This is a genomic window from Streptomyces sp. NPDC013455 (assembly GCF_040632975.1).
Lineage (GTDB): Bacteria > Actinomycetota > Actinomycetes > Streptomycetales > Streptomycetaceae > Streptomyces.
In genome coordinates this window covers 27459-52435 of sequence record NZ_JBEYCX010000022.1, presented here as the reverse complement: position 1 = coordinate 52435, position 24977 = coordinate 27459, and the positions used below count along the sequence as shown (strand labels likewise).

Genomic DNA, 24977 nt, shown 5'->3' with positions numbered 1-24977 from the left:
CCCGCCGGCCGTCGTGGATCCCCCTCGTCTGGACGCGGCACAGCGCGCCGTGGTCGACCACCGGAGCGGACCGCTCCTCGTCCTCGCCGGCCCCGGCACCGGCAAGACCACCACCCTGGTCGAATCCGTCGCCGCGCGGATCGCCCGGGGCGGCGACCCCGAGCGGATCCTGGTGCTGACCTTCAGCCGCAGGGCCGCCGTCGGGCTGCGCGACCGCATGGCCCTGCGCATGGGCGCGGCCCGCGCCCCCAGGGCGACCACGTTCCACTCGTACTGCTACGCGCTGGTCCGCGCCCACCAGGACAGCGGCCGGTTCACCGAGCCCCTGCGCCTGCTCTCCGGCCCGGAGCAGGACGTCACCGTCCGCGAGCTGCTCGCCGGCCAGATCGACCTGGAACGGCTCGGGCTGACCCACGTCCGCTGGCCGGACGAGCTGCGCGCCTGCCTGACCACGCGCGGCTTCGCCGACGAGGTCCGCGCCGTCCTCGCGCGCAGCCGCGAGCTGGGCCTCGGCGCCGACGCCCTGGACGCCTTCGCGCGCCGCATCGGCCGCCCCGACTGGCGGGCCGCGGCCGCCTTCCTCGCCGAGTACCTGGACGTGCTCGACCTCCAGGGCGTGATCGACTACGCGGAACTGGTCCACCGCGCGGTCCTGCTCGCCCGCCGCCCGGAGACCGCCGCCCGGCTCGCCGCCCAGTACGACGCCGTGTACGTCGACGAGTACCAGGACACCGACCCGGCCCAGGTCCGGCTGCTGCACGCCCTGGCCGGCGGGGGACGCACCCTGGTCGCCCTCGGCGACCCCGACCAGTCGATCTACGCCTTCCGAGGCGCCGACGTGAACGGCATCCTCGACTTCCCGTACGCCTTCCCGCGCGCGGACGGCCGCCCCGCGCCCGTCGAGGTGCTGCGCACCTCCCGCCGCTCCGGCGCCGCGCTGCTGGCCGCCACCCGCCTGATCACCCAGCGCATGCCCGTGCCCCGGCTGCCCGCCGGCACCGTGCGCGCCCACCGCGAGCCCGCCCCCGTACGGGACGGCGGCCGGGTCGAGGTCCACACGTACCCGACGCCCGGCGCGGAGCTGGACAACATCGCGGACATCCTGCGCCGCGCCCACCTGGAGGACGGCGTCGCCTGGAGCGACATGGCCGTCCTGGTGCGCGCCGGGGCCCGCATCCCGACCCTCCGCCGCGCCTTCACCTCGGCCGGCGTCCCGCTGGACATAGACGGCGACGACCTGCCCCTGCGGCACGAGCCGGCCGTGGCACCCCTGCTCACGGCTCTGCGCGCGGTGGCCACGGCGGAGGCGGGCCGCCGCGACGGCCGCACCGAGGCGGAGGAGCCCGCGGGAGCGCCGGCGGAAGGGGGCGACGCGACGCCCGACGGGACGGCCGCGCGGGGGGAGACTTCCGCGGCACCGGCACCGGCACCGGCACCGGCAGCGGAAGGCGACGCGGCACCGGCACCGGCACCGGAAGGCGACGCGGCACCCGAGAAGACCCCCGCGCGCGGGGAGTCTGCGGAGGCAGACGCGGCGCGGGCGGAGACGGCCGCGCGGGAGGAGCCCGCGGCGGCACCGGCTGAAGAAGGCCCTCGGGAGACCGCGGCCGACCACGACGGGACGCACCCCCCGCGCGCCTGCTGGCTCGACACCGAGACCGCCCTCACCCTGCTCACCTCCCCGCTCGCCGGCATGGACGCCGCCGATCTGCGCCGCCTCGGGCGGGCCCTGCGCGAGGAGGAGCGGGCCGCGGGCAACCCCCTGCCGCCCCCGTCCGACGAGCTGCTCGCACGGGCCCTCGCCGAGCCCGAGCGTCTGGCCGTACACGACCCCGCGTACGCGCGCGGGGCGCAGCGCCTCGGCGCGCTGCTCCGCAAGGCCCGCGAGCGTCTGGCGGGCGGGGGCACGGCCGAGGAAGCGCTGTGGGACCTGTGGGAGGGCACACCCTGGCCCGCGCGCCTGGAGCGGTCCGCGCGGCGCGGCGGCGCGGCCGGCCGCAACGCCGACCGGGACCTGGACGCCGTGTGCGCGCTGTTCGCGACCGCCGCCCGCGCGGAGGAGCGCACCGGAGGCCGCGGCGCCCTGAACTTCCTGGAGGAGATCGAGGCCGAGGACATCGCCGCCGACACGCTCACGCGCCGCGCGGTACGGCCCGACGCCGTCCGCCTGATGACCGCGCACCGGGCCAAGGGACTGGAGTGGCGGCTGGTCGTCGTCGCCGGGGTCCAGGAGGGCGTCTGGCCCGACCTGCGGCGGCGCGGATCCCTGCTGGAGGCCGACCGCATCGGCCGTGACGGTCTCGCCGAGCCGCTGACCCCGGGCGCGCTGCTCGCCGAGGAGCGCCGCCTGTTCTACGTCGCCGCCACGCGCGCGCGTGACCGGCTCGTCGTCACCGCCGTGAAGGCGCCGGCCGACGACGGCGACCGGCCGTCCCGGTTCCTGACCGAGCTGGGCGTCGAGCCGAAGGACGTCACCGCGCGCCCCCGCCGCCCGCTGGCGGTCTCCGCGCTCGTCGCCGAGCTGCGCGCCACCACCGTCGACCCGCGCGCGTCCGCCGCCCTGCGGGAGGCCGCCGCACGCCGGCTGGCCCGGCTGGCCGCGCTCGCCGACGAGGAGGGCCGCCCCCTGGTCCCGTCCGCGCACCCCTATCGCTGGTGGGGCATGTTCGAGCCGACCGAGAGCAAGGTGCCGCTGCGCCACCGGGACCAGCCCGTGGTGCTCTCCGGCAGCGCCCTCGACCAGCTCGCCCGCACCTGCGCGCTCCAGTGGTTCCTCGGCCGGGAGGTCAAGGCCGACGCCCCCGCCACCGCCGCGCAGGGCTTCGGCAACGTCGTCCACGTCCTCGCCGACGAGGTCGCCTCCGGCCGCACCCCCGCCGACCTCGACGTCCTCATGGAACGCCTGGACTCCGTGTGGAACGCGCTCGCCTTCGACGCGCCCTGGAAGTCGGGGCAGGAGAAGGAGAACGCGCGCGTGGCGCTCGAACGCTTCCTGCACTGGCACGTGCTGGACCGGGCCGGCCGCACCCCCGTCGCGAGCGAGCAGGACTTCGACGTCACCCTGGAGGCGGGTGATTACCAGGTCCGCATCCGCGGTCAGATGGACCGCGTGGAGACGGACGCGGAGGGCCGCGCCTACGTGGTCGACTTCAAGACCGGCAAGCAGGCACCCACCGCGCGCGAGGTGGAGCGGCACCCCCAGCTCGCGGTCTACCAGCTCGCTCTCCGCGAGGGCGCCGCCGACGCGGCCTTCGACGGCGTGCGCCCCGAACTAGGCGGCGCCGAACTGGTCCACCTCAGACAGGGCGCCGCCCAGCGCGACGGCGGCGACAGCCTGCCCAAGGTGCAGACGCAGGAACCGCTGGCGGGGGAGTGGGTCGGGGAGCTGCTGGCCACCGCCGCCGGCAAGGTGCTCGACGAGCGGTTCACGCCGAGCACCGGCCAGCACTGCACGCACTGTGCCTTCCGCGCCTCGTGCAGCGCCCGGCCGGAGGGCCGGCACGTGGTCGAGTGACGCACCGCCCGCCCGGCCGGAGGGCCGGCAGGGGGGCGAGTGACGTACCGTCCGCCTGGCCGGAGGGCCGGCGCGGGGTCGAGTGACGTACCGTCCGTCTGGCCGGAGGGCCGGCAGGGGGTCGAGTGACGTACCGCCTGCCTGGCCCGGAGGGCCGGCGCGGGGTCGAGTGACGTACCGCACGGCCCGGGCTGACCTGCGGTTCTCCGGTCCCGGACGGGTCGGGAGGCCCCGACTGTCAGTGCCCGCCGCTAGCCTCTTTCGACATGTCCGCCCGTATCAGCGACCCCGAGCAGCTCAAGGAGCTCCTCGGCATCCCGTTCACCCCGGAGCAGACGGCCTGCATCACCGCGCCGCCCGCCCCGCAGGTGATCGTGGCCGGCGCCGGTTCGGGCAAGACGACCGTGATGGCGGCCCGCGTGGTCTGGCTGGTCGGCACCGGACAGGTCGCCCCCGAACAGGTCCTCGGCCTGACCTTCACCAACAAAGCCGCCGGTGAGCTGGCCGAACGCGTCCGCAAGGCACTGATCAAGGCCGGCGTCACCGACCCCGACGCCCTCCCGCCGTCCGGCCGCCCCTCGGCGTCGGCGCCCGCCGACGCGTCCTGGCCGGACCCCGGCCACCCGCCGGGCGAGCCGGTCATCTCGACGTACCACGCCTTCGCCGGCCGGCTGCTCACCGACCACGGTCTGCGCCTCGGCCTGGAACCCACCTCGCGGCTGCTCGCCGACGCCACCCGCTACCAGCTGGCCGCGCGTGTCCTGCGCGAGGCCCCAGGCCCCTACCCGGCACTGACCCGCTCCTTCGCCGACCTGGTCAGCGACCTGCTCACCCTGGACTCCGAACTCGCCGAACACCTCGTCGCCCCCGACGAGCTGCGCGCCTGGGACGCCGGCCTGCTGCGCACCCTGGAGGGCGCCAAGCTCACCAACGCCGACCTGCGCAGGGTCCCGGAGACCGGCGCGGCCCGCCGGGAACTCGCCGACCTCGTCCGGCGCTACCGGGCCGCCAAGCGCGAGCGGGACCTGCTCGACTTCGGCGACCAGATCGCCCTGTCCGCCCGCCTCGCCGGCATCCCCGAGGTGGGCCGGCTGCTGCGCGAGGAGTTCCGCGTGGTGCTGCTGGACGAGTACCAGGACACCTCCGTGGCCCAGCGCGTCCTGCTGGCGGGACTCTTCGGCGGTGGCACCGGCCACCCCGTCACCGCGGTCGGCGACCCCTGCCAGGCCATCTACGGCTGGCGTGGCGCTTCCGTCGCCAACCTGGACGACTTCCCCGAGCACTTCCCCCACGCCGACGGCCGGCCCGCCACCCGGCAGGCGCTCAGCGAGAACCGCCGCAGCGGCGGCCGGCTGCTCGACCTCGCCAACGGCCTCGCCGGGCCGCTGCGCGCCATGCACGCGGGCGTGGAGGCCCTCCGCCCGGCCCCCGGCGCGGAGCACGACGGCACGGTCCGCTGCGCCCTGCTGCCCACCCACGCCGAGGAGATCGACTGGATCGCCGACTCCCTCGCCCACCTCGTGCGCACCGGCACACCTCCCGGCGAGATCGCCGTCCTGTGCCGGACCGCTGCCGACTTCGCCGAGATCCAGGGCGCGCTCGTCGCCCGGGACGTCCCCGTCGAGGTGGTGGGCCTGTCCGGGCTGCTGCACCTGCCCGAGATCGCCGACCTCGTCGCCGTCTGCGAGGTCCTCCAGGACCCTGGAGCCAACGCCGCCCTGGTGCGCCTGCTGACCGGACCGCGCTGGCGCATCGGCCCGCGCGACCTCGCCCTGCTGGGCCGCCGCGCCCGCCTGCTCGTCGCCCACGCGCGCGTGGACGGCACCGACGACCCCGACCGCAGGCTCGCCGCGGCCGTGGAGGGCGTGGACCCGTCCGAGGTGATATCCCTCGCGGACGCCCTGGACACGTTCCTCGAGGCACCCGTGGAAGACGGCGCGGACGACGACGGGCTGCCGTTCTCCCCGGACGCGCGCGTGCGCTTCGCCCGGCTCGCCGCCGAGCTGCGCGACCTGCGCCGCTCGCTGTCCGACCCGCTGATGGACGTCCTGCACCGCGTGCTCGCCGTCACCGGCCTGGAGGTGGAGCTGTCGGCGTCCCCGCACGCGCTCGCCGCCCGCCGCCGCGAGACCCTGTCCAACTTCCTGGACATCGCCGCCGCCTTCGCCGCGAGCGACGGCGAGGCCACCCTGCTGGCCTTCCTCGGCTTCCTGCGCACCGCCGCGCAGTACGAGAAGGGCCTCGACAACGCGCTCCCCGGGGGTGAGAACACCGTCAAGGTGCTCACCGCGCACAAGTCCAAGGGCCTGGAGTGGGACGTCGTGGCCGTCCCCGGACTGGTGAACGGCACGTTCCCCAGCGCCCAGGGCCGCGAGAAGTGGACCGCCCAGGCCAAGGTGCTGCCGCACGCGCTGCGCGGCGACCGCGACACCCTGCCCGACATCGAGTCCTGGGACGCCCGGGGCATGAAGGCCTTCCACGAGGCCATGAAGGACCACCAGCACACCGAGGAGCTCCGGCTCGGCTACGTCACCTTCACCCGGCCCCGCTCCCTGCTCCTCGGCTCCGGCCACTGGTGGGGACCGAGCCAGAAGAAGCGGCGCGGCCCCTCCGACTTCCTCGAAGCCCTGCACGACCACTGCGCCGCCGGGTACGGCGAGATCGAGGTGTGGGCGGACGAGCCCGCCGAGGACGCGGAGAATCCGGCCCTGCAGGCGGCCGGCGCCGACCAGGTGTGGCCGCTCCCGCTGGACGCCGGTGCCCTGGCCCGCCGCCGCGCCGCCGCCGAGACCGTCCTCGCCCACCTGGAGGCCACCGCCCGCCCCGACGTCCCCGGCCCGGCCCTGCACGACCCCGCCGGGGACGAGAACCCCGACTGGCCGGCGCCGGACGAGGATCCGCACGGCGAGGATGCCCACGCTGGTGACCCCTACGGCGAGGATCCGTACGCCGAGGATCCGTACGCGGGGGATCCGTACGCGGGCGATCCGTACGCGGAGCCGTACGCCGAGGACGCCGACGATCCGTACGCGCCCGGCGACCCGTACGCGCCCGACGCCCCGTACGCCGACGCCGCGTACTCCGGGGATGCGCACGCCGGCGACCCGTCCGCCGACGAGACGTACGGCGACGAGCACGGCGGGGGCGAGCCGCACCGCGGCGGGGGCGCACCGCACCGCGGGGGCGAGCCGCACGGTGAGGGCCGTGACGGGAGCGGCCCGGGCGACGGATGGTCCTCGGTGCCCCGCCAGGCGGCCGGCCCGCCCCGCCGCCCCCGGCCCGCCGCGCCGCCGGTGCCGGCCCCCCTCACGCCCGAGGAGGCCCGCACCATCGCCTCCTGGGACCGCGATCTGGAGGCGCTGACCGGAGAACTGCTGCGCGCCCGGCGGACCGTCACCGACGTCCCCCTGCCCGCCACGCTCACCGCGTCCCAGCTGATGCGCCTCGCCGAGGACCCCGAGGGGCTCGCGCAGGAACTCGCGCGCCCCATGCCGCGCCCCCCGCAACCGGCCGCGCGCCGGGGCACCCGGTTCCACGCATGGGTCGAATCCCGCTTCGAGGAGCTGACGCTGCCCCTGCTGGAACCGGACGAGTTGCCCGGCGGTGACGCGGAGATCGCCGACGAGCGCGACCTGGAAGCCCTCAAGGCGGCCTTCGAGCGCACCGAGTACGCCCGGCGCACCCCCTACCGGGTCGAGGCGCCCTTCCAGCTCGGCCTCGCCGGCCGCGTCGTACGGGGCCGCATCGACGCCGTCTACAGAAGCGACGGCGACGACGGGACGACGTACGAGATCGTCGACTGGAAGACCGGCCGCACCGGCACCGCGGACCCCCTCCAGCTCGCCGTGTACCGGCTGGCCTGGGCAGAGCAGCGGGGCGTTCCGCCCGAGTCCGTCACGGCCGCCTTCCTGTACGTGCGCAGCGGTGAGGTCGTACGTCCCGAGGGCCTGCCGGACCGGGCCGCGCTGGAACGGCTGCTCGCGGGGGAGACGGAGCGGTCACCGCACGGGACCTGAGTGTGACGAACCGCCCTCCGAGGATGTCGGCGCGGGCGGATAGGCTCAGGACCATGAGCCAGACCCCGGACAGCGCCGTCCGCATGTACATCGAGCAGCACCGCGCCGCCTTCCTCGACGACCTCGCCGCATGGCTGCGCATCCCCTCCGTGTCGGCTCAGCCCGACCACGCGCCCGACGTACGGCGCAGCGCGGACTGGCTCGCCGCCAAGCTGACCGAGACCGGCTTCCCGACCGCCGAGGTCTGGCAGACCCCCGGTGCCCCGGCCGTCTTCGCCGAGTGGCCCTCCGACGACCCGGAGGCGCCCACGGTCCTGGTCTACGGCCACCACGACGTCCAGCCCGCCGCTCGTGAGGACGGCTGGGACAGCGACCCCTTCGAGCCGGTCGTCCGCGGGAACCGGCTCTACGCGCGCGGGGCGGCCGACGACAAGGGCCAGGTGTTCTTCCATACCCTCGGCGTCCGCGCCCACCTCGCCGCCACCGGTCGCACCGCGCCCGCGGTCCACCTGAAGCTGCTGGTCGAGGGCGAGGAGGAGTCCGGCTCCCCGCACTTCCGCGCCCTGGTGGAGGAGCGGGCCGGACGGCTCGCCGCCGACGCCGTCGTCGTCTCCGACACCGGCATGTGGGCCGAGGACACCCCGACCGTGTGCACCGGCATGCGTGGCCTCGCCGAGTGCGAGATCCGGCTGTACGGCCCCGACCAGGACATCCACTCCGGCTCCTTCGGCGGTGCCGTGCCCAACCCGGCCACCGCCGCCGCCCGGCTGGTCGCCGCCCTGCACGACGAGCACGCGCGCGTGGCGGTCCCCGGCTTCTACGACGGCGTCGTCGAGCTGACCGACCGCGAGCGCGAGCTCTTCGCCGAACTGCCCTTCGACGAGGAGCGCTGGCTGCGCACCGCCAAGTCCCACGCCGCCCAGGGCGAGGCCGGATACACCACCCTGGAGCGCGTCTGGGCCCGCCCGACCGCCGAGGTCAACGGCATCGGCGGCGGTTACCAGGGCCCCGGCAGCAAGACGATCATTCCGTCCACGGCCATGGTGAAGCTGTCCTTCCGGCTGGTCGCCGGCCAGGAGCCCGAGCACATCGAGAAGGCCGTCCGCGCCTGGGCCGGCGAGCAGGTGCCCGCCGGGATCCGGTACGAGATCGAGTTCAGCTCGGCCACCCGCCCGTGCCTGACCCCGCTGGACCACCCCGCGCTCCAGTCCGTGGCCCGCGCCATGGGCCGCGCCTTCCAGGGGCCCGTCCGCTTCACTCGCGAGGGCGGCTCGGGGCCCGCCGCCGACCTCCAGGAGGTCCTCGGCGCCCCGGTGCTCTTCCTGGGCATATCCGTCCCCTCGGACGGCTGGCACGCCCCCGACGAGAAGGTCGAGCTGGACCTCCTCCTCAAGGGCGTCGAGACCAGTGCCTACCTGTGGGGAGACCTGGCCGAGAACTGGCGCCCCGCACGCTGACACGGCCCGCGCCGTACGGAACGGCACCGCGCGGCGGGGCACACTGGAAGGACCGCCCCGTCGCCCCGCCCGCGCCCGGCCCTGCGCCCTCCCGCCCTACGTCCCGCCGAACCGCCCGCCGAAGAACCGCCGCCCTGGGGGAGTTGGAAGCACCCGTGACCACCTGGACCGACCACTCAGCCGACCGACCCATCTCGCTGACCGCCCCGAGCGGCATCGACCGCGCCGCCCACCACCGGCTGGACGAGGCCTGGCTCGCGGCGGCATGGAGCCACCCCACGACCCGCTGCTTCGTGGTCTCCGGCGGCCAGGTGCTCATCGACGAGACCCCGGACGGCCGGACCGAGCTGGTCATGACCCCGTCGTTCGAGGCCCCGCTGACCGAGGCCCACCGCTACTTCCTCGGCATCGACGAGGAGGGCGTCAGCTACTTCGCCCTCCAGAAGGACTCGCTGCCCGGCCGTATCGACCAGTCCGCGCGCCCCGCGGGGCTGCGGGAGGCCGGCCTGCTGCTGTCCGCGCGCGACGCCGGACTCATGGTGCACGCGGTCGGTCTGGAGAACTGGCAGCGCACCCACCGCTTCTGCTCCCGCTGCGGTGAGCGCACGGTCATCGCGGCGGCCGGCCACATCCGCCGCTGCCCGGCCTGCGGCGCCGAGCACTACCCGCGCACCGACCCCGCCGTGATCATGGCCGTGACCGACGAGGACGACCGCATCCTGCTCGGCCGCCAGGTCCACTGGCCCGAGGGCCGCTTCTCCACCCTCGCCGGCTTCGTCGAGCCCGGCGAGTCCATCGAGCAGGCGGTGCGCCGCGAGGTGTCCGAGGAGGTCGGCGTCACCGTCGGCCCCGTCGAGTACGTCGCCAGCCAGCCCTGGCCCTTCCCGTCCAGCCTCATGCTCGGCTTCATGGCCCGCGCCACCTCCACCGAGATCGACGTCGACGGGGACGAGATCCACGAGGCCCGCTGGTTCTCCCGCGAGGAGCTGCACGCGGCCTTCGAGGCCGGCGAGGTGCTGGCGCCCTACGGCATCTCCATCGCGGCCCGCCTGATCGAGATGTGGTACGGCAAGCCCCTGCCGACCCGCAGCTTCATCTGAGCCCATGCCGATCCACGGCGTCATCGCAGCGCACAACGCACAGGGCGGCCCCTGAGAGACAGGGGCCGCCCTGGCGGCCGATCACCGCGGAGATCCGCGGAGCGGTCACCGCGGAGTTCCGCGGAGCGTCACGCGGCGAGCTTCTGCTTCACCTGAGCCAGCGACGGGTTCGTCAGCGTGGTGCCGTCCGCGAAGAGCACGGTCGGGACCGTCTGGTTCCCCCCGTTCGCCTTCTCCACGAAAGCGGCGGACTCGGGGTCCTGCTCGATGTTGATCTCGCTGTACGCGATGCCCTCCCGGTCGAGCTGGCTCTTCAGCCGCCGGCAGTAGCCGCACCAGGTCGTGCTGTACATCGTCACAGTGCCCTGCATGTCTCTCGCGCTCCTCAGGCAGCTCGGGAAAAGTCCGTCCAGGGAGAGAACGTAAGCCACCGGCCCGCCATTCCCGACCGGGGTACCGCCTCCGCGCTGTGACGCCTGCCGCATCACCCGACCGCGAGCCCACTGTTCATACGACTGCCGGCCCCCGCCTGTGGACAACCGGCGCAGCCGTCCCGGGCGACCTGGCAGCATGGCTGTGTGACAGCAGCAACGCACTCCACCCTCTTCCCGCGGGTACCGGACTCGGCCGACGCGGTGCTCGAAGGGCTCGACCCCGAGCAGCGCGAGGTGGCCACCGCCCTGCACGGTCCGGTGTGCGTGCTGGCCGGAGCGGGCACCGGCAAGACCCGGGCGATCACCCACCGCATCGCCTACGGAGTGCGCGCCGGCATCCTGCACCCGTCCAGCGTGCTCGCCGTCACGTTCACCAACCGCGCCGCCGGAGAGATGCGCGGCCGGCTGCGCCAGCTCGGCACCCAGGGCGTCCAGGCCCGCACCTTCCACTCGGCCGCCCTGCGACAGCTCCAGTACTTCTGGCCGAAAGCGATCGGTGGCTCGATGCCCCGGCTCGTGGACCGCAAGATCCAGCTCGTCGCCGACGCCGCCGCCGCCCTGGGCACCCGCCTCGACCGGAACGAGCTGCGGGACGTCACCGCCGAGATCGAATGGTGCAAGGTCACCCAGACCGTCCCCGCGGACTATCCGTACGCGGCCGCGAAGGCCGGTCGGGAGGCCCCCCGCGACCCGGCCGAGATCGCCCATCTCTACGCGGCCTACGAGGACCTCAAGCGCGACCGCGCGGTCATCGACTTCGAGGACGTCCTGCTGCTCACCGTGGCCATCCTGCAGGACCGGCACGACATCGCCGAACAGGTCCGCGCGCAGTACCAGCACTTCGTCGTGGACGAGTACCAGGACGTCAGCCCCCTCCAGCAGCGGCTGCTGGACCTGTGGCTCGGCGACCGGGACAACCTGTGCGTGGTCGGGGACGCCAGCCAGACCATCTATTCGTTCACGGGAGCAACGCCCGATCACCTGCTCGACTTCCGTGCCCGCCACCCGGGCGCCACCGTCGTGAAACTGGTCCGCGACTACCGCTCCACCCCCCAGGTGGTCCACCTCGCCAACGGACTGCTCGCGCAGGCCCGCGGCCGCGCCGCCGGCCACCGGCTGGAACTCGTCTCCCAGCGCCCTCCGGGCCCCGAGCCGGTCTACACCGAGTACACCGACGAGCCCGCCGAGGCCGAGGGCGCCGCCCGCCGCATCCGCGAGCTGATCGACGCGGGCGTCCCGGCCGCCGAGATCGCCGTCCTGTTCCGCACGAACTCCCAGTCCGAGACCTACGAGCAGGCCCTCGCCGACGCCGGGGTCCCCTACCAGCTGCGCGGCGCCGAACGCTTCTTCGACCGGCCCGAGGTCCGCAAGGCCGGCATCGCCCTGCGCGGCGCGGCCCGCTTCGGCGGCAACGACTCCCTGCTGGACCAGGCCGTCGACCTGCCCTCGCAGGTGCGGGCGGTGCTGTCCGGCGAGGGCGGCTGGACCAGCGAGCCCCCGGCCGGCTCCGGCGCCGTCAGGGAGCGCTGGGAATCCCTGGCCGCCCTGGTCAACCTCGCCCACGACCTCGCCGCCGCCCGGCCCGCGGCCACCCTCGGCGACTTCGTCGCGGAACTGGACGAGCGGGCCAGCGCCCAGCACGCCCCGACCGTCCAGGGCGTCACCCTCGCCTCCCTGCACGCGGCCAAGGGCCTGGAGTGGGACGCCGTCTTCCTGGTCGGTGTCGCCGAGGGCATGCTGCCCATCACCTACGCCCGGACCGACGAGCAGATCGAGGAGGAACGCCGTCTCCTCTACGTCGGTGTCACCCGCGCCCGCGAGCGGCTCCACCTCTCCTGGTCCCTGTCCCGCTCGCCCGGCGGACGCCCGAGCCGCAGGGCGAGCCGCTTCCTGGACGGCCTGCGCCCCGGCACCACCCCCACCGTCGGCCGCTCCGCGGCCGCCGCGGCCGGCGGCGTGGAACGCGGTACCGCAGGCGGTACCGGTGCCGTCCCCCGGCGCGCCCAGCGCACCCCTGCCCGCTGCCGGGTCTGCGGGCGCACGCTCACCGACGCGGGCGAGATGAAGCTGATGCGCTGTGAGGACTGCCCCTCGGACATGGACGAAGGGCTCTACGAGCGGCTGCGCGAGTGGCGGGCGGTCCAGGCGGAGCGCAGCGGCCAGCCGGACTTCTGCGTCTTCACCGACCGGACGCTGATGGCCATCGCCGAGGCGTGCCCGGAGAACACCGCCGAACTCGCCCGCATCCCGGGCGTCCTCAGCCGCAAGCTGCGCAGCTACGGAGCGGATGTTCTCGCCATATGTGCAGGTCAGGAGTGCGAGGAGGGCGGCGGGAGGGATTGATGCGAACTCGTCGGAAAAATAGTTTGCACATGCCCCGGCAATCCCCATAGGTTCTAGGCACGGAAGCAGCGGCCTTCTCCAAGGCCCTGGTTCCGTGTTGTACTTGCATATCCGACGGACCGGTTCACCCGGTCCCCAAGACGCCGAGAGGAGGCGAGTCCAGTGATCAGCATCAACTTCAGCACCATCAGCGCGGCCAAACTGACCGATCGCTCGACCGTCTCCACGTGCATGCTCGGCGCCTCGAACCAGGGCACCGGTCTGTCCGGCATCCGTGCCGTGCGTCCGGCGTCCTCCCTCGCCCTCGCGGGTCTTCCTGTCCGCGAGCGTGACGAGCGACCGACCCAGGCACTGGAAGCGGTAGCGGCACAGGCTCACGCCTATGCCTTTGCGGCGGCCGGTGCCGGATTCAGGAAGCAGACGACGCAGCACCACCTGATGTGGGCCTTCCGTGGGCCAGAACCCTGGAGTGATCCAGCCTGACAGTCGATCAGGCCGGCGCCTTCAGGGCCGCGGAACCCCATCCGGGATCCGCGGCCCTTCTGTTTGTCCCGAACGGGGACGACGGAGCGAAGGGGCCTCGGGACAAGGAAAGAACCCGGTACCCAGCCGCCCCCCGGTCAACCGGCCGGAACGACCAGACGAGGAAGACCAACCGTGCAACTCGAAGCGCACGCCCCGTCCGTACCGCCTTCGCAAACGATCCCCCCGCCCGGCCTCACGGAGGACTCCGCCTTGACCCCCCTCACCGCGCTCACCGCGCTCGACGACGCCATCGAGAACCTCGGCGTACCCGTCCCCTGCCGCTCCTACGACCCGGAGGTCTTCTTCGCCGAGTCGCCCGCGGACGTGGAGTACGCCAAGTCCCTCTGCCGCACCTGCCCGCTGGTCGAGGCATGCCTCGCCGGCGCCAAGGAGCGTCGTGAGCCCTGGGGCGTCTGGGGTGGCGAGCTGTTCGTCCAGGGTGTCGTCGTCGCCCGGAAGCGGCCCCGTGGCCGCCCGCGCAAGAACCCGGTCACAGCATGAACACCGCAGGAACGATCGACCGCCCCCTCACGCACGACCCCCAGAAGCAGGCCCCGATGAAGCCGTCCACCAGCGAGCCCGTCGGCTCCGCGACCACAGACTTCACCACCACCGGCGCGACCGAAGCGCGCCAGAACAGGAACCGAGAGATGCAACTCATGCAAGAAGCCCTGGCTCGTGCGCATATGCACGAGCGGCTCCATGAAGCCGCGCGTGAACGCCGGGCCGTACGCCTGGCCACCGCCCGGCGGATGCAGCGCCGGGCCGAGCGCGCCTCGTTGCGCGCCCGCCGCGCGCTCGCCATGGCCGTCATGCAGTAAGGAACACACCTGAGCGACGGTGGCCTCCCGGCAGGGAGGCGCAGCCTCACCGCGGGGGCCGGTCCGGCCGAACGGACCGGCCCCCGCGGTGCGTTGCGCACGGCGAACCGCCGGGCACGGGGTTATCGTCGCCGGGTGACGAGTCTTCCCGGAGAAGGTGAGCAGGGCGGCTCCACCGCGGCGTCCCGCCCCGTCGTGTGCGCCCGCTGCGGCACCCCCGCGGACGGACCCCAGCCGGTCACCTGGACCTGCTCCGTGGAGAGCGGAGTCCGCCGGTACTTCTGCGAGAGCTGCTCCCGCGAGAACCTCCGGGCGATCGAGGGACGGCTGGACTCGGCCTGGTGGTGAGCACGCCGACCGGGCACGTCCGAGGAGCCGGTCCGGGACGCCCGCGCGTGGCCGGGAGTCCCGTGGGCCGGTGCCGCCGCGGACCCGGTCAGGCGCCCGCCGCCGGTTCCTCCTCGCCGGCGTCCTCCCCGGCCGGGTCGGCCACGAAGCCCGGCAGCCACTCCTCCAGTTCCTCCCGCAGCCGTACCGTGGCGCCCAGCTGGCACAGCACCCCGATCGTGCTCAGCGTCACCCGGTGTATCAGCAGGTAGGCCGGCGGCAGGTTGAGCCGCTTGCCGAGCTGGTAGGCGGGGGAGCGGGGGTCTCCGATGCGGGCCGCCTGGCTGCGCATCCAGGAGCGGGTGAAGGTGAACGCCTCAACCTGGGCCGGCTCGATGATCGGCATCAGGTAGTCGAGGACCGCGTCCGGGTCCAGCTCGATGGTCTCCTTCACGAACCCCTCCGCGCAGAGCAGCTCGTAGACGGTCTCGGCCTCACCGTCCAGCGTCATCCGCAGGGAGACGCCGATCGGGGCCGGCAGCCCGCCGGGCAGCCGGTCGACCGTGCCGAAGTCCAGCACGCCGAGGCGCCAGTCGTCCTCACCGCCGGGGCCGCCGGGCAGCAGCCGGAAGTTGCCCGGGTGCGGGTCGGCGTGCAGCAGACCGGTGCGGGCCGGCCCGGAGAAGAGGAAGCGGGCCAGGAGCTGACCGGCCCGGTCGCGCTGCTCCTGGGTGCCGTCCGTGATGATCTCGGACAGCGGGACACCGTCGATCCACTCGGTGACCAGGACCTGCTCGCACTGGTGCACCACCGCCGGGACGACCACGTCCGGGTCGTCCGCGAACTCCTCCGCGTGCGCCCTCTGGGCCTGCGCCTCCAGGCCGTAGTCCAGCTCCTCGGAGACCCGGTCCCGCAGCTCCGCGATCAGCGGCTTGATGTCCATGCCCGGGATGAGGGGCCCCAGCAGCCGGGCGAACCGGCTCAGTTGGCCGAGGTCGGAGAGCAGGGCCTCGCCGGCGCCCGGGTACTGCACCTTGACCGCCACCTCGCGGCCGTCGTGCCACACCGCCCGGTGCACCTGGCCGATCGAGGCGGCCGCGGCCGGCTTGTCCTCGAACTCCTCGAAAAGATCACGCCAGTCCGGTCCGAGCCGCTCCTCCAGCACCGCGTGCACCGTGCGGGTCGGCATCGGCGGCGCCGCGTCCTGCAGCTTGGTCAGGGCGGCGCGGTAGGGACCGGCGATCTCCTCCGGCAGTGCCGACTCGAAGACGGACATGGCCTGCCCGAACTTCATCGCGCCGCCCTTGAGCTCGCCGAGCACCTTGAACAGCTGCTCCGCCGTGCGCTGTTGCAGCTCGCGGCCGACGATCTCCGCGGACTCGCCCACGATCCGTTTGCCCAGCCCCCAGGTCGCCCGGCCGGCGAAGCCGAGCGGGAGCGCGGCGAGCTTGGCGGTACGGGTTACCGCCTTCCGGGGAAGATCAGACATGCGCCCTCCAAGTCCCAGTCGGCCGCGCCGCGCCCGCTTCGCGTCGTCGCTCCGTCGACGGCCGTTGCACCCCCATTGTCGCGCGTGCCTCCCCGGTCGTTGCGGGGTGCTCCCGCTCACACTTCTCCGCCGCCCCGCAGCCGCACTCCGGATGGGGCCGGACCGGCCGGGCGTGCCAGGTCAGGCCGGGCAGGGACACCTCCCAGCGGGTGCCCGTGCCGGACGGCGTCCGACCGTCGAGGAAGGCCAGGGCGTGCGCGGCGGCGAGACCGGCGACCGCCGCGGCCAGGGCCAGATCGCAGGCGCCGGTCCGGCGGGCCCTGCCGGACCGCCACTGGGCGACCAGCCGGGGCCAGGCCGGGTCCCGGTCCCTGCGGTGCTGCTCCAGACAGCCGGCGCAGCCCGTCCCGCCGGGCAGCACGAGCGGACCGACGACGCCCGTGCCCTCCACGACACCGGTGTACATGTGGGGCGTGCCGGAGGCCATGAGGGGCTCGGCGGTGCACGGATCCGGGGCGTGCACGGCGACGTCGTCGCGGGGCGCGAAGATCACCAGGGCGAGGCCGGGCTCCTCGGCGCCGGATCCCGGGCGGTGGGCGTGACGCGGCGGGCGGTCCGGCGCGGCGCGGCGGACGGCGGCCCGCGCCGCGGCGTCCCGCCGGTCGCCGAGCGACTCGGCGGGCAGCCCGCCCGGCGCCACGTCCCACGGTTCCACGCGGCCCACGTCCCGCACGTCGACCTCGCCGACGCCGGCGCCCGACAGCAGCGACGCCAGCAGGGCACCGACCCGGCCGGCGCCCCGCACCCGCACCCGCAGCGCCCGCCGGGCGGCCAGCAGGGCCGGCGCCCCGCCCGGCTCGGGCGTGATCAGGGACAGCGAGGCGAGGTCGGGGCGCAGCCGCTCAAGGACCTCCGTCTTCGCCCGCAACGCGTCCGCGGCCGGCCCGCCGCCGCGCGCGTCGTCGACGAGGCCCGCCCGGGCCAGCCGCTCCACCAGCGCGTCGACGCGGTCGTCCGGCACGTCCATGCGCCGGCCCTCCTCGCGCAGCAGCGGCAGCCCGCGGGTGCCGTCGAGCAGCTCAAGGAAGCTGCCCGTCGCCGGGTCCACCGGGCCCAGCGTCACCGCGTGCGCCGGGGTCATCCCGAACTGCACGGTGTCGCGATCGCGCCAGCCGCGCCGCAGCGCGGGCTTCACCACCGGATGCATGCCTCGCCCCCCGTCTCCGTCGTGTGGGCTCCGCAGTGTCCGGGGCCCCGGTCCTGCCGGCGCAACCGGTTGGCCCGCGCCGACGCCTGCCAGCATGCCCGCCCCGCGCGCCGGGTGCCGTGAGTTGTCCACAGGCGGGAGGAATCAGTCGTACAAATGCGGGCCGCGTCACAGTGCACCGCGTCACAGTGCACCGCGTCACAGTGCACCGCGTCACAGGGCGCCGCGTCACAGGGCGCCGCGTCACAGGGCGCCGCGGGGCACGGAACACCCCGGCCGCCGTCCCCCCCCCGTGTCCGTCGGACGAGGTGATCGGTCCTACGAATCAGACACATGGTGGGGGGTCGGCGGCGAACCGTCCGGCAGCCGGGACTTTGCCCGCACCCACCGGGTAACGTCGGGGCGTGCCCGCCGACCCACTGCACCGTGCCGGAGAACCACAGCACCGCATGACGAGCCAGCCGCCCGGCGGCTCGGGGGCGAGCGCGATCGAGGTCCGCAGGAGTGCCCGGCGCCGCCGGACGGTCTCCGCGTACCGCGAGGGCGATCGCACCGTCGTACTGATCCCCGCCCGGATGTCGAAGGCGGAGGAGCAGCGCTGGGTGTCCGTCATGCTCGACAAGCTCGCCGCCCAGGAGAGCAAGCGGGTGCTGGGCGACAGCGAGCTGACCGAGCGCGCCGAGCGGCTGTCGGCCCAGTACTTCGACGGCCGTGCCCGGCCCGCCTCCGTGCGCTGGGTCACCAACCAGAACACCCGCTGGGGTTCGTGCACCCCGGCCGAGGGCAGCATCCGGCTCTCGCACCGGCTCCATGGGATGCCGGAGTACGTCATCGACTACGTCCTCTGCCACGAGCTGGCGCACCTGCTGGTCCCCGGCCACGGCCCCGACTTCTGGCGGCTGCTGGAGGCGTACCCGCGCACCGAGCGGGCGCGTGGCTACCTCGAGGGCGTGGTCGCCGCCGAACGGCTGCCGCACGTGCCCGGCGCGCGGGGTGAGCGGGACGCCTGAGCGTCCTGTGTGAGCGGTCGGGTGCGGTTGTGTACCGGGTGTGTACCGACCGCGCCCGCCTCGGGCCGCCGTCGGTCTTTGCCGTTAGCCTGGCGCGACGCACTCACATTCGGGATGGGGGACGGTCGTAACGCATGGCCAGGGAATTCCAACGCGGCCACAAGGCCAGGATCAGTGACCTCACGGCGGGCACGGATCTGTACGTAGGCGTGCAGATCTCCGCCCCCGGACTGACCTTCGACATCAGCTGCTTCGGTCTGGACGCCGACGAGCGCCTCTCGGACGACCGGTACTTCGTCTTCTTCAACCAGCCGAAGTCCCCCGAGGAGTCCGTCCAGCTGCTCGGTGCCCAGGCGGGGGACACGGAGTCCTTCCGGGTCACGCTCGACCGGATCCCCTCGAACATCCGCAAACTGTCCTTCACGGCGACCATCGACGGCGCCGGACAGATGTCGCAGATCGCCCCCGGATATTTGCGCATCGTGGCCGGCGGCGAGGAGGTCGCCCGGTACTCCTTCGACGGCTCGGAGTTCTCCACCGAGCGGGCCGTGATGCTCGGTGACTTCTACTTCAAGGACGGGTGGCGGTTCGCCGCCGTCGGGCAGGGCTTCGACGGCGGCCTGGAGGCGCTGCTGAGGAACTTCGGCGGCGAGGTGCTGGAGGAGGAGGCGCCCGCCGCACCGCAGCAGCCGCAGGCGGGCGCGGCCCCCGGCTTCGCCCCGCCCGCCCAGTCCGCACCGCCGCCCGCGTTCGCCGCCCCGGCTCCCGCGCCCGCCCCGGCTCCCGCGCCCGCCCCGGCTCCCGCGCCCGCCCCGGCCCCCGCGTTCGGCGCACCGGCCCCGGCGCCGGCCCCCGCACCGCAGCCCGCACCGCAGCCCGCACCGCAGGGCTTCGCCCCGCCGCCCGGCCACACACCGCCGCCCGGCCACACCCCGCCCCCGGCGCCCGCGCCCCACGTGCACGCCGCGCAGACGGTCGTCGCACCCATGGCCCCGCCCGGCGGTACCGTCCCGCCGCCGGCCGCCCCGGCCCCCGCGCCCTACGGCCAGCCGCCCCAGCAGCCGTCGTACGGCGGTCAGCCCGGTGCGCCGCTGCCGCCGGGCTACGGCCAGCAGCCGCCCTCCTACGGCGGTCAGCCGGCCCCGCCCATGCCCCCGGGCTACGGGCAGGCCCCCGGCCGGCCGCCCGCCGGCCACGGAGTGCCGCAGGGCGCGCCCCAGGGCGGTGCCGGCGTCACGGCCGCGCTCCAGGCGTTCAAGGAGACGCCGACCGGGCAGCGCTGGACGCAGCAGAACAAGAAGATGGTCCGCGTCGACCTCGGCATCGGCGGCCAGCCGGTGCTGGCCCGGCAGGGCAGCATGGTGCTCTACCAGGGCAAGGTCGACTTCAGCTACAAGGGCGCGGGCTTCGCCGGCCGGATCGTGGGCAACGCCACCGGCCAGGAGATGCAGCTGATGCGCTGCACCGGCCAGGGCCAGGTGTTCCTCGCCGAGAACTCCACGATGCTGCACCCCATCGAGCTCCAGGGCGACGGCATCTGCGTGTCCGCCGAGAACGTCCTCGCCTTCGACGAGAGCCTCCAGTACGAGGTCCGCCGCATCGAGGGCCACGGCATCCCCGGCGGTGCCCTGTTCACCATGCAGTTCACCGGCGTCGGCACGATCGTGGTGAAGACCCACGGCACGCCCGTCGTGCTGCCGGTCACGCCCACCACGTTCGCCGACTGCAACGCCGTCGTGGCCTGGTCGTCCGCCGCCCAGGTGGTCGTCTCCAGCCAGGTGCGCATGCGCCGCAACGCCTACCCCGGCGACACCGGGGAGAGCGTGAACCTCCAGTTCCGGGGCGCGCCCGGCAACTTCATCGTCGTCCAGCCGTACGAGGTTTGAGGGAGCCCGTCATGAACCAGCCGCTCGCGGGCTACGCCCCCGCACCCGTCACCGCCCGCATGGAGAACCACGGCAACCACATGCTGAAGGTGGCCATGCAGTCCGGCCACGACCTCTTCGCGCGCGTGGGCTCGATGGTCGCCTACGAAGGCTTCATCCAGTACGAGCCCAACCCGCCGGCCGTGCGCCAGATCGCCCGGGACTGGATGACCGGCGAGGGCGCCCCCCTGATGAAGTGCTCCGGCGACGGACTGCTCTACCTCGCCGACTACGGCGCGAACGTCGTCGTGATCAACCTCAACGGCGACGGCATCTCCGTCAACGCCACCAACCTGCTCGCCTTCGACGCCCACCTGCAGTGGGGCGTCGAGCGGGTCAAGGGCATGGCGAAGTTCGCCGGGCAGGGCCTGTGGAACACCAGGATCTCCGGGCAGGGCTGGGTCGCGCTGACCTCCCGGGGCAAGCCGATCGTCGTCGACTGCGGCGGCGGCGAGGACGAGACGTACGTCGACCCCGACGCGCTCGTCGCGTGGTCCCCGAACCTCAAGGTGAAGGGCAAGCGCAGCTTCAAGGCGCAGTCGCTCATCGGCCGGGGCAGCGGCGAGGCCTACCAGATGGCCTTCTCGGGCCAGGGCATCGTCGTCGTCCAGCCCAGCGAGGACAGCACCGACCGTCTCCGGATCCGGGGCTGAGGGGGAGCCAGAAAGTCATGCAGAGCCCGCTTTTCGCCTACAACGACCAGCAGACCCAGGACCGCTGGTCCCTGCAGAACAAGCAGATGCTCCGCGTCGCCCTGGAGGGCCACGACGACATCCTCGCCCGCAAGGGCACCATGGTCGCCTACCAGGGCCTCGTCGAGTTCGACGCCGAGTACCAGAACGACGGCTCCTCACGCGCGCGTGCGCGCACCGGCGAGGGCCTGGACCTGATGCGCTGCCACGGGCAGGGCACGGTCTACCTCGCCAACCTCAAGCAGCACGTGCACCTGCTGGACGTCGAGCAGGACGGCCTGACCGTCGACAGCAGCTACGTCCTGGCGATGGACTCCTCCCTGCACCACGAGGTCATCGCCGTCGACAGCCTCTACGGCATCTCCGGCTCCGGGAAGTACCAGCTCAACATCACCGGGCGGGGCAAGGTGGCGCTGATGACCTCGGGCGCGCCGCTGCTGATGCAGGTCACGCCCGACAAGTACGTCAACTGCGACGCCGACGCGATCGTCGCCTGGTCCACCGGGCTGCGCGTGCAGATGCAGGCCCAGACGCACTCCTCGGGCGTGTGGCGCCGGCGCGGCAACACCGGGGAGGGCTGGGAGCTGAGCTTCATGGGCTCCGGGTTCGCGCTGGTGCAGCCCAGCGAGCTGCTGCCGCCGCAGAACGCCGTGATCGGGCAGGGCGTCGCCGCCCAGTTCGGCATGGGCCAGCAGGGCGCGCGCGGCCAGAACCAGGGCAACGTCTGGAGCTGAGCCGGACGGGCGAGCGGGAAGGGGTGACCGCCCGGCGGTCACCCCTTCTCCCGTCAGAGCCTGGCGCGCGTGGCCTCCAGCAGCCGTACGACGGACTCGTCCGCCACGCCGGCCACCTCCTCATAGGCGTACCAGCGCAGGTCGAGCGACTCGTCGCTGATCGCCTGCACCGCGCCGGGCGGGGCCAGCACCGCGTACTGGACGTCGAAGTGCCAGTGGCACGGCGCCGGGATCGGATGCCGGTCCAGCCGGACCGGGCCGCCCGGCAGCAGCGTCAGCCCGGTGATGCCGGACTCCTCCGCCGCCTCGCGCAGCGCCGCCGCCTCCAGTGTGGCGTCGCCCGGCTCGCAGTGACCGCCCATCTGGAGCCACATCCGCAGCTTGCGGTGCAGGGTCAGCAGCACCCGGCCGCGCTCGGGGTCGATCACCAGGGCGCTGGCGGTGAGGTGACCGGCGTGGCAGGACTTCCACATGCCGTCCGGACGGGCCGCCAGGTGATCCAGGTAGGCCTGGCGCAGCTCGTCCTGGCCCTCGTAACCCTTCAGGACGAGGACCGCGTCGTCGTACAGGCTCACTCGGCGCCGTCGCCCTCGGCGTCGTCGTCCTTCTTGCGCAGGTCGGGCCCGCCCGTGCCGCCCGCCGCCTCGCCGAGCATCTTGTCCAGCTCGGAGAAGTCCATGTGCTCGCGGTGGACGAAGCCGTCGGGGTCGTCCAGGTCGGTCGCGGTCGGCAGCATGTCCGGGTGCGCCCACAGGCCGTCCCGGCCGTCGACCCCGCGCGCGTCGGTGAGCGAGGCCCACAGGCGGGAGGCGTCGCGCAGCCGGCGCGGGCGCAGCTCCAGGCCGATCAGCGTGGCGAAGGTCTGCTCGGCCGGGCCGCCGGTCGCGCGGCGGCGGCGCAGCGTCTCGCGCAGCGCGTCGGCGGACCCCAGACGCGGCTTGGCGGCGGCGTGCACCACCGCGTCCACCCAGCCTTCCACGAGCGCCAGAGCGGTCTCCAGGCGGGCCAGGGCGGCCTTCTGCTCGGGCGTGTCCTCCGGCTGGAACATGCCCTGCTGCAGCGCGTCCTGCAGCTGCTCGGGGTTCTGCGGGTCGAACTGGCCGACCACGTCCTCCAGCTTCGCCGTGTCGACCTTGATGCCGCGCGCGTAGCCGTCGACCGCGCCGAACAGGTGCGAGCGCAGCCACGGCACGTGCGCGAACAGGCGCTGGTGGGCGGCCTCGCGCAGTGCCAGGTAGAGCCGCACCTCCTCCTGCGGCACGCCCAGGTCCTTGCCGAACGCCGCCACGTTGGCCGGGAGCAGCGCGGCCTTGCCGGCCGGGCCGAGCGGCAGGCCGATGTCGGTGGAGCCGACGACCTCGCCCGCCAGCACGCCCACGGCCTGCCCGATCTGCGTGCCGAACATGGCGCCGCCCATCGAGCGCATCATGCCGATCAGCGGGCCGGCCATGGCCTGCATCTCCTCCGGCAGCACGTCACCCATGGCCGCGCCGACCCGCTCGGCGACCGGGTCGACCAGCTCCTGCCAGGCCGGCAGGGTCGCCTCGACCCACTCCGCGCGGGACCAGGCCACCGCCGTGCCCGACCCCGACGGCAGCGACGTGGCGTCGTCCAGCCACAGGTCGGCCAGGCGGACGGCCTCCTCCACGGCCCTGCGCTCGGCCGGGCCGACGCTGGCGTCCTTCGTGCCGTCGGAGGTGCCCTGGGCGACCGTCTGGCGGGCGATCTGCTTGGCCATGTCCCAGTTCACCGGGCCGCCCTCGTACGAGAGCATCTGGCCCAGCTGCTGGAAGGCGGCGCCCAGGTCGGTGGGGTTCAGCGAACCGAACATGGCTGCGAGCGGGTTGTCGGCGCCGGGGCCGCCAAAGCCGCCGGCTCCGGGCAGGCCGCCGAAACCGAACGGATTGGCCGGTCCCTGCCCACCACCGCTCTGCTGGTCCTTCTTCTTGCCCTCGTCGCCGTCTTCCGGCTCCTCCGGCGGAAGGCCGAAACCGAATGGGGTGTCACTCACGGGATTCCTCGGCTGGTAGGGCCACCGGTCTCCTCCGGCGGCGCGGCTGCCCGACAACACCACCCAGCGTAGACACCCGGGCCCGATCGGGCCTCGGTGCTTCGCCCACGGAAGGCCTGCGGCAGGATGGATGCACCTGGTACGTACGCGTCACTCGCGCCCGTACTGAAGACAACCGCTGGAGACGCCCGGTGAGTTCCCCAGATCCGCAGGTTCGCGCAGCGCGAAACCATTCAGCCCCTCCCGCCGCGCGCGGGCCCGTCGTCGCGGTGACCGGCGCCGCCACCGGGGTCGGCGCCCTGCTCACCGAGCGGCTCGCCGCGTCGGAGGAGATCAGACAGGTCGTCGCCATCGACGAGCGGCGCGGCGAGTGCGCCGACGCCCAGTGGCACATCCTCGACGTGCGCGACCCGGCGATCGCGGACAAGCTGCGGGGCGCCGACGTGGTCGTGCACCTCGCGCTCGACCTCGACCTGGAGACCGACGCGGCGGCGCGCACGGCTTACAACGTCCGGGGGACGCAGACCGTCCTGACCGCCGCGGCGGCGGCCGGCGTGCACCGGGTGGTGCTGTGCACCTCGGCGATGGTCTACGGCGCGCTGCCGGACAACGAGCTGCCGCTCTCGGAGGACGCCGAGCTGCGCGCCACGGCCGAGGCGACCGGCGTCGGGGACCTGCTGGAGATCGAGCGGCTGGCGCGGCGCGCGCCCCGGGCGCATCCCGGGCTGAACGTCACCGTGGTCCGCCCCGCCGTCCTGGTGGGCGGCACGGACACCGCGCTGACCAGGTACTTCGAGTCGCCGCGGCTGCTGGTCGTCGCCGGGTCGCGGCCCGCGTGGCAGTTCTGCCATGTCGAGGACCTGTGCAGTGCCCTGGAGTACGCCGTCCTGGAGAAGGTCGACGGGGAGCTGGCCGTCGGCTGTGACGGATGGCTGGAGCAGGAGGAGGTGGAGGAGCTGAGCGGGATCCGGCGGATGGAGCTGCCGTCGGCGGTCGCGCTCGGCGCGGCGGCCCGGCTGCACCGGATCGGGCTCACCCCGTCCCCGGCGGGGGACCTCGCCTACACGATGTACCCCTGGGTGATCAGCGGCAGCCGGCTGCACGATGCCGGGTGGCGGCCGAAGTGGACCAACGAGGAGGTGCTCGCCGAGCTGCTGGAGGAGGTCTCCGGGCGGCACACGGTGGCCGGGCGGCGGCTGGGACGGAAGGACGCGACGGCGGCCGGTGCGGCGGGGGCGACGGTGGCGCTGCTGGGCGCGGCGGCCGTCGTACGGCGGGCCCGGAAGGCCCGGCGGCGGGTGTGAGGCGCGGGGGCTCCGGGCCCGTCGGTGCCGGAGCCGCGGCAGCCGCGGCAGCCGAATGAAGCGCGGCG

The 24977-nt window shown here is 74.2% G+C and carries 18 protein-coding genes and 1 pseudogene; 14 read left to right on the top strand and 5 right to left on the bottom strand.

Annotated features, from left to right (window positions below; genetic code table 11):
- The first annotated feature begins 13 nt into the window (after positions 1-13).
- From ABZ576_RS28760 to nudC, 4 genes and pseudogenes are all read left to right on the top strand, one after another.
- On the top strand, positions 14-3514 hold the full coding sequence (locus ABZ576_RS28760; protein ID WP_360746980.1) for an ATP-dependent DNA helicase: 3501 nt from the start codon (positions 14-16) through the stop codon (positions 3512-3514).
- A gap of 266 nt (positions 3515-3780) precedes the next feature.
- A pseudogene (locus ABZ576_RS28755) lies at positions 3781-7573 on the top strand (ATP-dependent DNA helicase).
- Between the two features lie 10 nt (positions 7574-7583).
- Positions 7584-8987 carry a dipeptidase gene (locus tag ABZ576_RS28750; protein ID WP_360746976.1) on the top strand — a complete coding sequence of 468 codons (1404 nt, stop codon included), beginning with the start codon at positions 7584-7586 and terminating at the stop codon, positions 8985-8987.
- 155 nt (positions 8988-9142) lie between these two features.
- A complete protein-coding gene (gene nudC, locus ABZ576_RS28745; protein ID WP_360746973.1) occupies positions 9143-10087 on the top strand; it encodes an NAD(+) diphosphatase in 945 nt (314 codons plus the stop codon).
- 128 nt (positions 10088-10215) lie between these two features.
- Here the strand turns inward: nudC and ABZ576_RS28740 are convergent, their stop codons facing one another.
- Complete coding sequence (locus ABZ576_RS28740; protein ID WP_201827110.1) at positions 10216-10458, bottom strand: mycoredoxin; 243 nt, start codon at positions 10456-10458, stop codon at positions 10216-10218.
- 207 nt (positions 10459-10665) lie between these two features.
- Here ABZ576_RS28740 and ABZ576_RS28735 point away from each other — a divergent pair, with 207 nt between their 5' ends.
- From ABZ576_RS28735 to ABZ576_RS28715, 5 genes are all read left to right on the top strand, one after another.
- Positions 10666-12864 (top strand): ATP-dependent DNA helicase UvrD2, encoded by a 2199-nt coding sequence (locus ABZ576_RS28735; RefSeq protein ID WP_360746970.1) that lies wholly within the window; start codon positions 10666-10668, stop codon positions 12862-12864.
- 162 nt (positions 12865-13026) lie between these two features.
- On the top strand, positions 13027-13347 hold the full coding sequence (locus ABZ576_RS28730; protein WP_360746967.1) for a hypothetical protein: 321 nt from the start codon (positions 13027-13029) through the stop codon (positions 13345-13347).
- A gap of 174 nt (positions 13348-13521) precedes the next feature.
- On the top strand, positions 13522-13890 hold the full coding sequence (locus ABZ576_RS28725; protein WP_360746964.1) for a WhiB family transcriptional regulator: 369 nt from the start codon (positions 13522-13524) through the stop codon (positions 13888-13890).
- The gene (locus ABZ576_RS28720; RefSeq protein WP_360746961.1) at positions 13887-14210 is read left to right on the top strand and encodes a hypothetical protein; all 324 of its coding nucleotides are present in this window, start codon (positions 13887-13889) and stop codon (positions 14208-14210) included. Before ABZ576_RS28725 ends, ABZ576_RS28720 begins: the two co-directional genes overlap by 4 nt.
- Before the next feature lie 135 nt (positions 14211-14345).
- The gene (locus ABZ576_RS28715; protein ID WP_360746959.1) at positions 14346-14558 is read left to right on the top strand and encodes a hypothetical protein; all 213 of its coding nucleotides are present in this window, start codon (positions 14346-14348) and stop codon (positions 14556-14558) included.
- Positions 14559-14646: 88 nt separating this feature from the next.
- On the opposite strand, the gene ABZ576_RS28710 is transcribed toward ABZ576_RS28715, so the two are convergent.
- Together ABZ576_RS28710 and ABZ576_RS28705 are read right to left on the bottom strand one after the other, a co-directional pair.
- Positions 14647-16026 carry an AarF/ABC1/UbiB kinase family protein gene (locus ABZ576_RS28710; RefSeq protein WP_360746957.1) on the bottom strand — a complete coding sequence of 460 codons (1380 nt, stop codon included), beginning with the start codon at positions 16024-16026 and terminating at the stop codon, positions 14647-14649.
- A complete protein-coding gene (locus ABZ576_RS28705; protein ID WP_360746954.1) occupies positions 16019-17233 on the bottom strand; it encodes a TOMM precursor leader peptide-binding protein in 1215 nt (404 codons plus the stop codon). Before ABZ576_RS28705 ends, ABZ576_RS28710 begins: the two co-directional genes overlap by 8 nt.
- A gap of 404 nt (positions 17234-17637) precedes the next feature.
- Here ABZ576_RS28705 and ABZ576_RS28700 point away from each other — a divergent pair, with 404 nt between their 5' ends.
- The 4 genes from ABZ576_RS28700 to ABZ576_RS28685 all read left to right on the top strand — a co-directional run bounded on the left by ABZ576_RS28700 (position 17638) and on the right by ABZ576_RS28685 (position 21594).
- A complete protein-coding gene (locus ABZ576_RS28700; RefSeq protein ID WP_360746951.1) occupies positions 17638-18243 on the top strand; it encodes a M48 family metallopeptidase in 606 nt (201 codons plus the stop codon).
- A gap of 134 nt (positions 18244-18377) precedes the next feature.
- Positions 18378-20129, top strand: coding sequence for a TerD family protein (locus tag ABZ576_RS28695; protein WP_360746948.1), 1752 nt, complete (start codon positions 18378-18380; stop codon positions 20127-20129).
- An 11-nt stretch (positions 20130-20140) separates the two neighbouring features.
- Positions 20141-20821: an AIM24 family protein gene (locus ABZ576_RS28690; protein ID WP_360746945.1), complete on the top strand. Its 681-nt coding sequence runs from the start codon at positions 20141-20143 to the stop codon at positions 20819-20821.
- Between the two features lie 17 nt (positions 20822-20838).
- Positions 20839-21594, top strand: a complete 756-nt coding sequence (locus tag ABZ576_RS28685; RefSeq protein WP_360746942.1) for an AIM24 family protein — start codon at positions 20839-20841, stop codon at positions 21592-21594.
- A 53-nt stretch (positions 21595-21647) separates the two neighbouring features.
- Here the strand turns inward: ABZ576_RS28685 and ABZ576_RS28680 are convergent, their stop codons facing one another.
- Positions 21648-22169, bottom strand: a complete 522-nt coding sequence (locus tag ABZ576_RS28680) for an NUDIX hydrolase (RefSeq protein ID WP_360746939.1) — start codon at positions 22167-22169, stop codon at positions 21648-21650.
- Positions 22166-23605, bottom strand: coding sequence for a zinc-dependent metalloprotease (locus ABZ576_RS28675; RefSeq protein ID WP_360746936.1), 1440 nt, complete (start codon positions 23603-23605; stop codon positions 22166-22168). The genes ABZ576_RS28680 and ABZ576_RS28675 overlap by 4 nt, the downstream gene beginning before the upstream one ends.
- 191 nt (positions 23606-23796) lie before the next feature.
- On the opposite strand from ABZ576_RS28675, the gene ABZ576_RS28670 reads away from it, so the two are divergent.
- Positions 23797-24909, top strand: a complete 1113-nt coding sequence (locus ABZ576_RS28670; protein WP_360746933.1) for an SDR family oxidoreductase — start codon at positions 23797-23799, stop codon at positions 24907-24909.
- Positions 24910-24977: the final 68 nt, after the last annotated feature.